The following is a 13,356-nucleotide window of genomic DNA, read 5'->3' as shown; positions in this document are numbered from 1 at the left end:
TCATGCGCGGTGCACGGCGCACGGACTCCGAACGGCTACGTTCTGTTCGCCGCAACCCAGTCGGTCAGCTCCACGAAGTCGGCGACCGAAAGCTGTTCGGCGCGCTGCGTGAAGAAAGGATGCTCCGCGCCGCCGAAATTGCCGAATACCGACCGCAGCGAGTTGCGGATCATCTTGCGCCGCTGTCCGAAGGAGGCTTTCACGACCTTCACGAACAGCGTTTCGTCGCAGGCGAGCCGCTCGACGCCGTTGCGGCGCAGGCGGATCACCGCGCTCTTGACCTTGGGCGGCGGATTGAAAACCGTCTCGTTGACCGTAAAAAGATATTCGATGTCGTACCACGCCTGCAAAAGCACCGAAAGAATGCCGTACTCCTTCGAGCCGGGAGGTTCGGCCAGCCGCACGGCGACCTCCTTCTGGATCATGCCGACGCATTCAGGCACCAGATCGCGGTTCTCCAGCACCTTGAAGAATATCTGCGAAGAGATATTGTAGGGAAAATTGCCGATGATTTTCAGCCCTCCGGGAAACAGTTCGCGCAGGTTCATCTTCAGGAAGTCGCCTTCCATCAGACGCGGCGTGAATTCGGGGTAATGCGCATGCAGGTATTCGACGCTTTCCGGGTCGATCTCGGCCCCGTAGGTGACGATGTCGTCGCGCCTGAGCAGAAACTGCGTCAGCACGCCCATGCCGCACCCGACCTCCAGCACGTCGCAGCGCCCGGCAGCTTTCGCCCCCTGCCCGGCATCCGGCGTAACATCCGGCTCTATACCCGACACACCCTCCGGCCCTGTCTCCTGCGCAACATCCCGCCCGGCACCCGCCGCGACACCCGGTTCCGTACTCTGCACGACATCTGGTCCGGCACCCGCAGCGACATCCGGCCCGGCAGCAATTTCCGCCGTCCGGCCATCGACTGCGACTGCGGCATCCCCGGTTGCGGCCGCTGCACCCATCTCGGCAGCGTTTCCGGTCCCTCTTTTCGCTGCAATGATTACGGCCGTCGCCGGCTCCTCCGGTCCTCTCCCAGCCGCAGCCTGCCCGTCCGCTCCGGGAAGAGCGGCAACAGCAGGAGCTGTCCGCAGCCGGATCTCTCCGCCCGAAAGTGAGTCGCAGATTTTGCGCGCAATATTCAGATCGACCAGAAAATGCTGGCCCAGCGCCTTTTTAGCCCTTACTTCACTCATTCTATTTCAGCAATTCATAATAACAGCCGTCCACGAACGCTCCGTTCCCGACAAAAGCGCGGTGCATCGTCCCCACGAAACGGAATCCGGCTTTGTCCAGCACCCGCTGCGAAGCGGGATTCGAGACGTATGCGGCGGCAAAGATACGAATTATCGGGGTATTTGCGAAAACCCACTCCGCGGCCCGCGCCACGGCGGCGGTCATAACGCCCCGTCCCCGGTACGAGACCCCGGTACGAAGCCCCGGTACGAAGCCCCGGTACGAAGCCCCGATCCGACAGCCCCGATCCGACAGCCCCGATCCGACATCCGTCCCCGGCGCCAACCCGATGCCGCCCACGGCGCCAACCCGATGCCGCCCACGGCGCCAACCCGATGCCGCCCACGGCGCCAACCCGATGCCGCCCACGGCGCCAACCCGATGCCGCCCACGGCTTTGCCGCCGATCACTACGGCGAAATCCTCCGGCGGGGGGGGGCGTAATGAAGGCGTGCGCATCGCCCGGCGAATAGGGACCCTGCAGCTTCCGAAAATTCCCGGCCAAGACAACCGCCTCGATCTTCCGGAAAATTTTCCGAAGTTCCCGGCCCTCCGCCTCAGCCCTCTCCAAAAAAAATCCGCCGGGCGCAATGTCCGGCGGATAACTCTCAGCGTTTTTGTTTACGCGATTTCTTCTTTTCCTGCCGCTCTTTGGCCCGGCGTTCGAGCCGCAGGCGACGCTGCGTCAGGCGGAACGTGTAGAGCAGGCCCACGAAACCCACGCCCAGCAGCGTAATCCAGAACCAGACGGCAATGCCCCGTTCCATATACTCCAGCGCGTAAATCACGCCCGCGACCGCCGCGATCATCATCACGAGGCGGAGGATCTGCATAACATTCGTTTTCCTCATATCACTCCTTATTTTACACGTTTCCGACTCCGGGCGCCGGCCGCCGCAACCGCCGCGCCGCACGGACCGGCACACAAAACCGCACGCAAAACCGCTGCACGGACCCGCGCGCACCGATCGTCCTCTTCCCCGCGCGCCATACGCCACAAAACAACTGCGTCGCCCTGCCGGAAGAAACACGGCATCGACACTCCGCAACCGCTGCAAAGCCCCCTTCCGTCAGGGAATCTGGTGCCGGTTCACCTCGTCGAGGTGCCTGCACTTGCGCTTATGGCATTCGTTGTACACCATACCCGCGCCGGCCAGTGCGAACAGCACCGCCACGATCAGGTCGAAAATACAGTTTTTGTTCGACAAAGCCCAGAATATATTGACACCGAGCCACACGAGCGTCACAATCAGGAAAATCACGGCAACAGTAAAAGTCTTTTTGTTCATAGGCGTATTTGTTAAGTTAGTCCATTCCTCGGAACAGTGACGCAACAGCCGCGGGACAGCAGGTCGGTACAGGGCGTCAGTTACCCTGCTCGCACATGAATTTGATACGCACCAGACGTATCTCCTCCTCGGTATAGTCGGCCCCCAGTTCGTCGATGGCCGCATCGAGCGAGTCGCTCTCGGCGTCCTCCTTGAAATAGAGGTATATGTCCTCGATCTTGTCCTCGTCCATAAACTCCCGGAGGTAATAGGAGATGTCGAGCTTCGTGCCCGAATTGACGATTCCCTCGATCTCGGTCAGCAGTTCGTCGAAGTCGAGATCCTTGGCACGGGCGATGTCCTCGAAATCCATCTTCCGGTCGATCGACTGGATGATGAAGATCTTGTTGCCCGACTTGTTGCCGACCGACTTGACGATCATGTCCTGCGGGCGGATGATCTCCTTCTCCTCGACATAGGCCTTGATCAGCTTGATGAACTCCTCGCCGAACTTGCGGGCCTTGCCCACGCCGACGCCGGTAATGTTCTGCATCTCTTCGAGGGTGATCGGGTACTGCACAGCCATATCTTCGAGCGACGGGTCCTGAAAGATGACGAACGGCGGCAGTCCGTGCTGCTTGGCGACCTTCTTGCGCAGGTCCTTGAGCATCGAGAACAGCTCCTCGTCCGCAGCGCCGCCCTTGCCCATCGGAGCCACGGCCTCGGCCTCCCGCTCCTCCTCGTCGTAATTGTGGTCGAGCGTCACCGTCACGGGGAACGGCATGGCGATGAAATTCTCGCCCTTGCGGTTCACCGAGATCAGTCCGTAATTCTCGATATTCTTGTCCACCAGTCCGAGGATGAGCGCCTGACGCAGGACGGCGCCCCAGAAGCTGGCGTCGTGCTCGGCGCCTGCGCCGAACCACTTGCTCTTGTTGTGTCCGTAGCTCTTTATCAGCGCCGTGGTCTTGCCCGTCAGCACATTCACCAGATAGTCGCCCTTGAACTTGTCGCCGATGTCGCGCAGAGCCTCCAGCAGCATCTTCAGCGCGGCCTTGGCGTCGATCTTTGGACGCGGATTGCGGCAGTTGTCGCAGTTGCCGCAGTTTTCCTCCGTATACTCCTCGCCGAAGTAGTGCAGCAGCGTCTTGCGGCGGCACATCGAACTCTCGGCGTAGGACACCGTCTCCTGCAGCAGCAGTTTGCCGATCTCCTGTTCGGCGATGGGCTTGCCCTGCATGAACTTTTCGAGTTTCTGAATGTCCTTGTAACTGTAGAAAGTCAGGCAGTAGCCTTCGCCGCCGTCACGGCCGGCGCGGCCCGTCTCCTGATAATAGCCTTCGAGCGACTTGGGTATGTCGTAATGGATCACATAACGCACGTCGGGCTTGTCGATGCCCATGCCGAATGCGATCGTGGCGACGATCACGTCGGCGCGCTCCATCAGGAAATGGTCCTGATTGGCGGCGCGCGTCGCGGCGTCCATGCCGGCGTGGTAGGCCAGCGCCTTGATGCCGTTGGCCACGAGCAGTTCGGTCAGCTCCTCGACCTTCTTGCGGCTCAGGCAGTAGATGATGCCGCTCTTGCCCTCGTTCTGCTTGATGAAGCGGATGATGTCGCGGTCCACGTTGTGCTTGGGCCGGATTTCGTAATAGAGGTTCGGGCGATTGAACGACGACTTGAAGACCGACGCGTCGGACATGCCCAGATTCTTCTGAATGTCCAGCTGCACCTTGGGCGTGGCGGTCGCCGTCAGGGCGATCAGCGGCGCAGGACCGATTTCGTTGATGATCGGACGGATGCGGCGGTACTCCGGCCGGAAGTCGTGCCCCCACTCCGAGATGCAGTGCGCCTCGTCGATGGCGTAGAACGACACCTTTATCTTATGCAGGAAAGCCACGTTGTCCTCCTTGGTCAGCGACTCAGGGGCGAAATAGAGCAGCTTGGTCTTTCCCGACAGCACGTCGGCGCGCACCTGCGCCACGGCGGTCTTGTTGAGCGACGAGTTGAGGAAATGGGCGATCCCCGAATCGGCCGAGAAGGTGCGCATGGCGTCCACCTGATTCTTCATCAGCGCGATAAGCGGTGAAATGACGATCGCCACGCCGTCCATGATCAGGGCGGGCAGTTGGTAGCACAGGGACTTTCCGCCGCCCGTCGGCATAAGCACGAACGTATCGTTTCCCTCCAGCACATTGCGGATCACAGCCTCCTGATTCCCTTTGAACGACGAAAAGCCGAAGTATTCCTTCAGCTTGTCGTGCAGCAGGGACGATTCATTTTGTTTCATTTCGCCGATTCTACTCTTTATTCACAAATTCTTAGGTAAAGTTAGCAAAAAATTCGGAATTCCGCACCATCTACCGATAAAAATTCAGCGTCCCGGCGATTGGAGCAAGCCCGGCCGCGCCCGGCTCAACGAAATGGTTTCGTTTCTTTCCGGTACGGACACAAGAACGTGCGCCCCGGAAAAATGGCATATTCTATGCAAAAGAGTTCCCCGATCCCCTGCAAACAGTTTGCTGTCCGACGCTTATTAACCGACATAACCAGTCAGCCATGAAAAAACGCTTACTATCCGCACTGCTGTTCACCGCCGCACTGAGTCTCCCGGCGGCCGCGCAGACGCTCCCCGCACAACCCGCCCCGGAAGGCTCCGGCACACGACCGGCACCCCGAACAAGCGCCGCCGAGATCGACGACGCCAACGACGCCGCTTCGCCGGAAGAGGTCTCGAAGAAGATCACCCGGTTCGAGAAGATTCTCGCCGCGCTGCCCAAATTTTCGGGCTATGCACAGATCGGCTACACCTACCAGACCAACGTCGGGGGAACGGACGGCAAAAATTCGTCGTCGTTCAACGTCAAGCGCATGCGTCTGATCCTCACGGGCGACATCTCCCGCACGTTCGACTACAAGATGCAGTTCGAGGGCTTCTCCAGCTCGGCCGACCAGCAGGGCAAGGCGCTCATCACCGTGCAGGACATGTACCTGCGGGCCAAAATCCGCCCCCAGATACACATCTGGGCCGGTCAGTTCCCCGTTCCGCTGACCATCGAGAATTACGACATCTCGCCCGGCACGCTCGAAGTCCCCAACTTCTCGCACGCCATTCTCAAAATGGTCTGCCGCAACGCCGTGTCGGGCTACAACACCTACGGACGCGACTGCGGCCTGCAAGCCACGGGCGCGTTCCTGCACCGCGACGGCTGGGACATGCTCACCTACAACCTCGCCCTCTTCAACGGCTCGCAGATGAACCGTTCGGACGACAACAAGTCGAAAGACATCGTGGCGCGCCTCACGTTCTTCCCTCTCAGGGAGCTGCGCATTTCAGGCTCGGTGAACTGGGGCGAATACACCAACAACACGGTTTCGAAGGACTATATCCCCATGACGCGCTACGCCGCCGGCTTCTGGTACGACAGCGAACACATCCTCGTCCGGGCCGAATACGCGCACACCGGCTCCTCCGCGGCCTACACAGACAAGACGACGGGGGAAAAGACACGCGGCAAGGTCGACGAACAGATGTACTACCTCATCGCAGGCTACAAATTCAAGGGCAAATACATGCCCGTAATCCGCTACGACGTCTTCAACGGCAAACGCAACACCTACCTGCCCGGCTCGGTCGGCAAGCAGCAGGACTTTCTGGTGGGCTTCCTCTACATGCCCATTCCGCGGCTGAAGGCGCAGGCCGCATGGACGCTTTCGAAATACTCGGCGGCGGGAGCCAAGAACGGCAACGGCTTCGAAGTGGCGCTGATCGGATTCTTCTGACGCCCGGCCCGATTGTCCCCGCAGTTGCCGGGACAACATCGCCGCACGCTCCGGCCCGCACGCCCGGCCGCCGGGGAACATTTCCGCGGCCGTTCGGAACCTTTTTGCCGCCGCTGCGGACAATTTCCGGACTTCGTCCCCTTTCCGGAGAGAATTATGGCCCCGCGGTTTGGAGTTTTTACCTACTTTATATACCTTTGTTGCGACGGCCCCGGCCCGCAGCCTTCCCGTTCCGGCTCATCGGCCCGAATACGGAACCGCTTCGGGATGAAGGGGCTGCAAACTTAACCATGCAGCAACATGCGCCTATACACAAGCGAACTTGTCAAGAAATATAAAGCCCGCACGGTCGTCGATCATGTCTCGATCGACGTCAATCAGGGCGAGATCGTCGGACTGCTCGGCCCCAACGGAGCGGGCAAGACCACGACCTTCTATATGATCGTGGGACTCATCAAGCCCAACGAAGGACGCATTTTTCTGGAAAACGACGAGGGACAGGTCGCCGAGCTGACCAACGAACCGGTCTACAAGCGCGCGCAGATGGGCGTGGGCTATCTGGCGCAGGAAGCGTCGGTTTTCCGCCGCCTGTCGGTCGAGGACAACCTTCGCGCCGTGCTCGAAATGACCGAATATTCGAAGGAGTATCAGGCCGAGCGCGTCGAATCGCTGATCGAGGAGTTCCGCCTGCAGAAGGTCCGCAAGAGCCTCGGCATCCAGCTTTCGGGCGGTGAACGCCGCCGCACGGAGATCGCGCGCGCCGTGGCCATCAACCCGGCGTTCATCCTGCTCGACGAACCCTTCGCGGGCGTGGACCCGATCGCCGTCGAGGACATCCAGTCGATCGTGGCGACGCTCAAGCACAAGAACATCGGCGTGATCATCACCGACCACAACGTCGACGAGACGCTGGCCATCACCGACCGCACCTACCTGCTCTACGAAGGCAAGATCCTCAAAACCGGCACCGCCGAGGAGCTGGCCGCCGACCCGATGGTCCGCAAGGTCTATCTGGGCCAGCACTTCGAGCTGAAAAAGAGCCACCAGCTGACGCAGGAGATGAAAAACCGCAAAACTCCGCAGGAATAACGGCCGAAACACGAAATCAGGGATGCGGCGCTCTTGCGCCGGCATCCCCGCATAACCATATATCACCCCATAATGGATAAGACGGTTCCATCGGGCCGCGTCAAAGGCACGCTGACGCCGCCCTGCTCGAAAAGCTACGCACAGCGCGCCTTGGCGGCATCGCTTCTCTGCGAAGAGACCTCCGTGCTGCGCAACATCGAGTTCTGCAGCGACACGCGCTCGGCGTTGCAGTGCATCGAGACGCTCGGCGCCCGCGTGACCCGGATCGGCGAAGAGACGCTTTCGATCGAAGGCGGGCTGCGCCCGCAGGGGCACACGCTCCGCGTCGGCGAGTCGGGTCTTTCGACACGCCTTTTCACCCCCATCGCTTCGCTCTGCGGCACGCCGATCACCATCGAAGGCGAGGGCACGCTGCTCCGCCGCCCGATGGAGATGATGATAGGACCGCTGCGCACGCTGGGCGTCCGGGTGCGCGACAACGGCGGATTCCTGCCCTTCGAAGTCCGCGGACCGATCCGCGGCGGCGAGGTCGACGTGGACGGCTCGGTTTCGTCGCAGTTCATCACGGGACTCATGCTGGCGCTGCCGCTGGCCCGACACGACACCACGATCCATGTGCGGAGCGCGGTTTCGACCCCTTATCTGGACATGACCATAGACACCGCGGCCCGTTTCGGCGTGGAAATCTGCCATAACGATTACGAAGAGTTCTACATCGAAGGCGGCCAGCGTTACAGCCCGGCCTGCCTGAGCATCGAGGGCGACTGGAGCGCGGCGGCCATGCTGCTGGTGGCCGGCGCCGTCGCCGGAGAGGTTACGGTACGGAATATCTCGATGCTCTCGAAGCAGGCCGACACGGCCGTCTGCACGGCGCTGGTCCGGGCCGGCGCCGCCGTCATCAACGAAGCCGATTCGGTGACGACGATCAGCCGCCCGCTACACGGCTTCGAATTCGACGCCACCAACTGCCCCGACCTCTTCCCCGCCCTTGCGGCCCTCGCCGCGGCGGCCGACGGCGTCAGCACGATCCGCGGCACTTCGCGGCTGCTGCACAAGGAGAGCAACCGCGCCGAGGCGATCCGCGAAGAATACGCCAAAGTAGGTATCGAAGTGGACATCTCGGAAGAGGACGTCATGCGCATCCGCGGCGGCAAAATCCGCCCGGCGCGCGTTTCGAGCCACGACGACCACCGCATGGCCATGTCGATGGCGGTCTCGGCGCTGCGCTGCGACGGGCAGATAACGATCGAAAACGCCGAGTGCGTAGCCAAGAGCTACCCCGGCTTCTTCGAAGACCTTGAAAAAATCAGAGTTTAAAGCCATGAACATTTTCGGTCATAACTTCAGGCTCGCCATCTGGGGCGAGTCGCACGGCCAGCAGATCGGCATCTCGATCGACGGCATTCCGGCAGGCGTCCCGCTTTCGGCGGAGGATTTCGAAACCGACCTCGCACGGCGGCGCAGCGGCGCGCGCGGCACCACGCCGCGCCGCGAACCCGACATCCCGCAGATCGTGTCGGGACTCTACAACGGCATGACCACGGGCGCCCCGCTGACCATCGAGTTCGCCAACCGCGACACCCATTCGCAGGACTACGCCAACGTGATGCGCCACTACCGGCCCTCGCACGCCGACATGGTGGCCTATCACAAATTCAACGGCTTCAACGACCCGCGCGGCGGCGGCCACTTCTCGGCCCGCCTGACCGTGGCACTCACGGCCGCAGGCGTGGTCGCCAAGAAGATACTGCCGCCGGGCGTGACCTTCGACACCCGCATCGCGGAGATCGGAGGCTGCACCGACCCGGAGGGCTTCGACGAGGTGCTGCGCGCCGCGGCCGCCGAGCAGGACTCCGTAGGCGGCATCATCGAATGCCGCGTACAGGGCGTTCCGCTGGGGCTGGGACAGCCCTTCTTCGACTCGGCCGAAAGCATGATCGCCCACCTGCTCTTCTCGGTTCCCGCCGTCAAGGGCGTGGAATTCGGCAGCGGCTTCGCCGGGGCGCGCATGCGCGGCTCCGAGAACAACGACCCGTTCCTCGACGTCGAAGGCACGACAGCGACCAACAACGCGGGCGGCATCAACGGCGGACTGACCAACGGCAACGAACTCGTCGTCCGCGCCGCCGTCAAGCCCACGCCGAGCATCGGCCGCGAACAGATGACCTACAATCTGGCCACGAACAAGGTCGAGCCGCTGATGATCCGCGGCCGCCACGACGTCTGCGTCGCCCTGCGGGGCGCGGTGGTCGTCGAAGCCGCCGTAGCCATCGCGCTGGCCAACTTCATCCGCTAATGACCACGCGCCGCGACATACTCGGCCGTATTTCGGCACGCCTCGCGCCCCTCTACGGGGCGCGTGAAGCACGGAGCATCGCCCTCGTCGCCGTCTCGGAGCTGTCGGGGCTGAGCGCGTCGGCCCTGCTGACCGATCCCGGCGCGCCGCTCGAAATCGCGGAGCTGGACGACATCCTCGGCCAGCTGGCCGCAGGCCGTCCGGTGCAGTATGTCGTGGGGCGCACGGAGTTCTGCGGCCGCACGTTCGCCGTGCACGAAGGGGTGCTGATTCCCCGGCCCGAAACCGAAGAGCTGGCGGCATGGATCGCGCAGGCCAAAACCGAAGCCGCCACTCTGCTCGACGTGGGCACCGGAAGCGGCTGCATCGCGGCCACCCTCGCGCTGGCGCTGCCCGGCGCGCAGGTATATGCGGCGGACATCTCCGACACGGCGCTGGAAACCGCCGCCCGCAACTGCCGGGCGCTCGGCGCCGGGGTCATCCTGCGCAAGGCCGACGCCCTGAGCGATCTGGCCGAAGTCTTTCCGGGACCGTTCGACGTCATCGTCTCCAACCCGCCCTACGTGCCGCAGAGCGACCTGCCCGCGATGCACGTCAATGTGCGGGAATACGAGCCTCACGAAGCGCTGCTGGTCCCCGACGACGACCCGCTGCGCTTCTACCGCGCCATCGCCCGCGCCGGACGGCGGACGCTCCGCCCCGGCGGCAGGCTCTACTTCGAAATTTACGAACGCTTCGCCGAGGCCATGCGCCGCATGCTCGGCGAAGAGGGATATACGGACACCGAGGTCCGCGAAGACCTCAACGGCAAACCCCGCATGACATGCAGCCGCCTGAAGTAAAAAAGACCGGGAAACGCGCCAAAACGCCCGAACAGGCCCTCGCCGCACTCATGCGGCTCTGCGCACGCGCCGAGAAGTCGCAGGACGACGCCCGGCGGCTGATGCGCGGCTGGGGGCTTGCGGAGCGCGAGGGCGAGCAGGTGCTGGCGCGGCTCGTCCGCGACCGCTTCATCGACGACGGCCGTTACGCCGAAGCTTTCGTGCGCGACAAACTGCGGCTGAGCGGCTGGGGCGAATACAAGATCCGCACGGCCCTGCAGCGCAAGCGTATCGACCGGGAGTTGATCGACGCGGCGCTGGCGCAGGCCGACCGTCAGGATATGGCCGGCCGGCTGCGGCAGCAGCTGGAACGCAAGATGCGGACGACCAGACATACGACACAATACGAACTCAAAACCAAACTGATACGTTACGGGCTTTCGCTGGGATACGACTACGAAACGGTGCTCGACAGCGCCGCCGCGCTCGTGACGGACACGGAGACATGCGACGAATTCTGACATTACTGCTTTTCACGACGATCTGCTCCGGGGCGCAGGGCCAGCGGCTCAACCCCGGAGATTACATATATCCGATCCGCGGCGTCGCGGGGCTTTACTCGGCCAACTTCGGCGAAATGCGTCCCGGACACTTCCACGGCGGCATAGACATCAAGACCGAGGGCGGCGAGGGCAAACCCCTCGTGGCCGTGGCCGACGGTTACGTCTCGCGCGTGAGCGTCAGCCCGTCGGGCTACGGACGGGCGATATACCTCACGCTCGGCAACGGCACGACGGCCGTATACGGCCACCTGCAACGGTTCCGCGGCGACATCGAAAAACAGGTCCGCGAAGAACGCTGCCGCCGCCGCGCGAACAGCGTCGATCTCTGGTTCGGCCCCGGCGCATGGCCCGTCGCACAGGGCGACACGATCGGATTTTCGGGCAACAGCGGTTCGTCGATGGGGCCCCATCTGCATTTCGAACTGCGCGACACCCCGACCCAGCGGCTCTACAACGTCGTGCGCGAAGGCGTCGTCCGCCCCGACGACGACCTGCCGCCCCGCATCATGCGCATCCACTACATCGAGGTGGACAGCGTGCAGGGCGTTCCCGTCCACGGCAGTCCGGAGAGCTATGCCGTCGTCCGCGAAGCGGAAGGCCGCTACCGGCTGACGCGCGAAGAGCCTGTCGGCACGGGACGCAAAGGCTATTTCGTCCTCGAAGCCAGCGACCGCCGCAACGGGGTGCACAACACCTTCGGACTATGGAGGGCGAGCATGTCCGTGGACGGCGATCCCCGGTTCGAATACCGCATGGACGGCTTCACGCACGACCTTTCGCGCTGCTGCGACGCCGTGAGCCACTACCCCATGCAGCTCACCTCGCGCAACGAGGTGATCCGGCTGGCGCAGCTGGCCGAATCGCCCGACTGCTTCTATCCCGTCATGCGGGAGCGCGGCCTCGTCCGCACCGCCGAGGGCGAGAAACGGCGCATCCGCATCGAAGCCGAAGACGACTGCGGCAACCGCTCGCAGCTCGAATTCGACATTCTCGGCCGCACGGAAACGCTCCGCGCCGAAGCTGACAGCACGGCCGTCGTCCTGCGGCCCGAAAAGGTGGCTTTAGTCCGTGCGGGCCGCGATCTGACGGCCCGCATCCCCGCAGGAGCGGTCTACGAACCCATTTTCTGCCGCCCGGAACAGCGTCAAGCCCCCGCATCCGACTCCACGGCGGCGGTCCTCTCGCCCGCCTACCGCATCCTCGACGCAGAGACGCCCCTGCGCCACCCGATGACGGTCTCCGTACACGCCTTCGTGCCCGACGACATGCAGTCCCGTACGGTTCTCGCGACCCGTACGGCCAAAGGACGCATCGCCTGCATCGGAGGCAGATACGCCGACGGCGCCGTGACGGCGACGACCCGCACCACGGGCGACATCTTCGTCGCCGCCGACATCATACCGCCGCGCATCCGGCCGCTCTTCAGCGAAGGGGCCGACCTCGGCGGCGCCCGCAGCATCCGCTTCCGCGTGAGCGACAATTTCTCAGGCATCGCCTCCTGCACGCTGCTCATCGACGGCCGCTGGGTGCCCTGCGACCGTTTCCCGATGCAGGGTACGCTCGTACATGCGTTCGACCTACCCGCCGCAAAAAAACGCCGCAGCGTGCAGCTCACGGTGACGGACAGATGCGGCAATACAGCCCGCTGGGAGGGAACATTTTGGCGGTAAACTCTTAAATTCAGGAATTATTTTCTATATTTGCACACATCCCAACAACAAACACAATGACAGACAACAATCCCGACGTACGGAAACCCTTGATTCTGATAGCGGAAGATGTCGAGAGCAACTACAAGCTTCTGGAAATAATACTCAAAAAAGAGTACGATCTGCTATGGGCCAAGAATGGCAGGGAGGCTGTCGATTTTGCCATGGAGCACAAGCCCGACGCAATACTGATGGACATCAAAATGCCCGTCATGGACGGCATCGAGGCGCTGAAGGAGATTCGCCGCCATACGGCCGAACTGCCCGTGATCATGCAAACGGCCTATGCCTTCGACACCGACCGCCGCACTGCCGAGGAAGCCGGCTGCAACGGATTCATCACCAAACCCGTCATGCCGCGCGAACTGAAAATGTATCTGGACAAATACCTGAACAAATAACAGAGAAAGTCCGGGAACAGCCGTCGCAAATCCGCCTCACACCCACACCGTCTCCAGCGGCCGGCCCCGAAAACAGGCGCCCCGCACTAGACTCAAAACAAGCCGGACAGACCGTCCGGCTTGTTTTTACAAGGCTCAGCGGCGCTTCCGCAGACGCCCGGTCCGGAATAAAACGCCGGCCGTCCGATGCAGATAAAACA

At 62.5% G+C, this 13,356-nt stretch carries 13 protein-coding genes; 8 read left to right on the top strand and 5 right to left on the bottom strand.

All coding sequences use genetic code 11. The features are described from left to right. Positions 1-35: 35 nt before the first annotated feature. The 5 genes from rsmA to recQ form a co-directional block, all read right to left on the bottom strand. Positions 36-770, bottom strand: a complete 735-nt coding sequence (gene rsmA / locus HMPREF9720_RS15950; RefSeq protein WP_240049048.1) for a 16S rRNA (adenine(1518)-N(6)/adenine(1519)-N(6))-dimethyltransferase RsmA — start codon at positions 768-770, stop codon at positions 36-38. A 418-nt stretch (positions 771-1,188) separates the two neighbouring features. Further along, the gene (locus HMPREF9720_RS15245) at positions 1,189-1,731 is read right to left on the bottom strand and encodes a GNAT family N-acetyltransferase (RefSeq protein ID WP_175282416.1); all 543 of its coding nucleotides are present in this window, start codon (positions 1,729-1,731) and stop codon (positions 1,189-1,191) included. A 103-nt stretch (positions 1,732-1,834) separates the two neighbouring features. Further along, positions 1,835-2,059: a hypothetical protein gene (locus tag HMPREF9720_RS12735; protein ID WP_139022501.1), complete on the bottom strand. Its 225-nt coding sequence runs from the start codon at positions 2,057-2,059 to the stop codon at positions 1,835-1,837. A gap of 237 nt (positions 2,060-2,296) precedes the next feature. Further along, a complete protein-coding gene (locus tag HMPREF9720_RS12730) occupies positions 2,297-2,515 on the bottom strand; it encodes a hypothetical protein (RefSeq protein ID WP_009598909.1) in 219 nt (72 codons plus the stop codon). A gap of 76 nt (positions 2,516-2,591) precedes the next feature. Next, positions 2,592-4,784, bottom strand: a complete 2,193-nt coding sequence (gene recQ / locus HMPREF9720_RS12725; protein WP_009598867.1) for a DNA helicase RecQ — start codon at positions 4,782-4,784, stop codon at positions 2,592-2,594. Positions 4,785-5,053: 269 nt separating this feature from the next. Between recQ and HMPREF9720_RS12720 the strand changes: the two genes are divergently transcribed. From HMPREF9720_RS12720 to HMPREF9720_RS12685, 8 genes are all read left to right on the top strand, one after another. Further along, on the top strand, positions 5,054-6,277 hold the full coding sequence (locus tag HMPREF9720_RS12720) for a porin (protein ID WP_009598883.1): 1,224 nt from the start codon (positions 5,054-5,056) through the stop codon (positions 6,275-6,277). Positions 6,278-6,577: 300 nt separating this feature from the next. Further along, the gene (gene lptB, locus HMPREF9720_RS12715) at positions 6,578-7,366 is read left to right on the top strand and encodes an LPS export ABC transporter ATP-binding protein (protein WP_009598841.1); all 789 of its coding nucleotides are present in this window, start codon (positions 6,578-6,580) and stop codon (positions 7,364-7,366) included. A 72-nt stretch (positions 7,367-7,438) separates the two neighbouring features. Further along, entirely contained in the window at positions 7,439-8,683 is a 1,245-nt protein-coding gene (gene aroA / locus HMPREF9720_RS12710; RefSeq protein ID WP_009598886.1) for a 3-phosphoshikimate 1-carboxyvinyltransferase, read from the top strand. Between the two features lie 4 nt (positions 8,684-8,687). After that, positions 8,688-9,662 (top strand): chorismate synthase, encoded by a 975-nt coding sequence (locus tag HMPREF9720_RS12705; protein WP_009598790.1) that lies wholly within the window; start codon positions 8,688-8,690, stop codon positions 9,660-9,662. Next, positions 9,662-10,504 (top strand): peptide chain release factor N(5)-glutamine methyltransferase, encoded by an 843-nt coding sequence (prmC, locus tag HMPREF9720_RS12700; RefSeq protein WP_009598882.1) that lies wholly within the window; start codon positions 9,662-9,664, stop codon positions 10,502-10,504. The genes HMPREF9720_RS12705 and prmC overlap by 1 nt, the downstream gene beginning before the upstream one ends. Continuing rightward, complete coding sequence (locus HMPREF9720_RS12695; protein ID WP_009598797.1) at positions 10,486-11,004, top strand: regulatory protein RecX; 519 nt, start codon at positions 10,486-10,488, stop codon at positions 11,002-11,004. The genes prmC and HMPREF9720_RS12695 overlap by 19 nt, the downstream gene beginning before the upstream one ends. After that, positions 10,989-12,716: a M23 family metallopeptidase gene (locus HMPREF9720_RS12690; protein ID WP_009598910.1), complete on the top strand. Its 1,728-nt coding sequence runs from the start codon at positions 10,989-10,991 to the stop codon at positions 12,714-12,716. The genes HMPREF9720_RS12695 and HMPREF9720_RS12690 overlap by 16 nt, the downstream gene beginning before the upstream one ends. Before the next feature lie 56 nt (positions 12,717-12,772). After that, on the top strand, positions 12,773-13,156 hold the full coding sequence (locus HMPREF9720_RS12685) for a response regulator (protein ID WP_009598829.1): 384 nt from the start codon (positions 12,773-12,775) through the stop codon (positions 13,154-13,156). Positions 13,157-13,356: the final 200 nt, after the last annotated feature.

The sequence above is a fragment of the Alistipes sp. HGB5 genome, assembly GCF_000183485.2.
GTDB classification, from domain to species: domain Bacteria; phylum Bacteroidota; class Bacteroidia; order Bacteroidales; family Rikenellaceae; genus Alistipes; species Alistipes finegoldii.
This window is presented reverse-complemented; position numbering and strand designations above follow the sequence as displayed.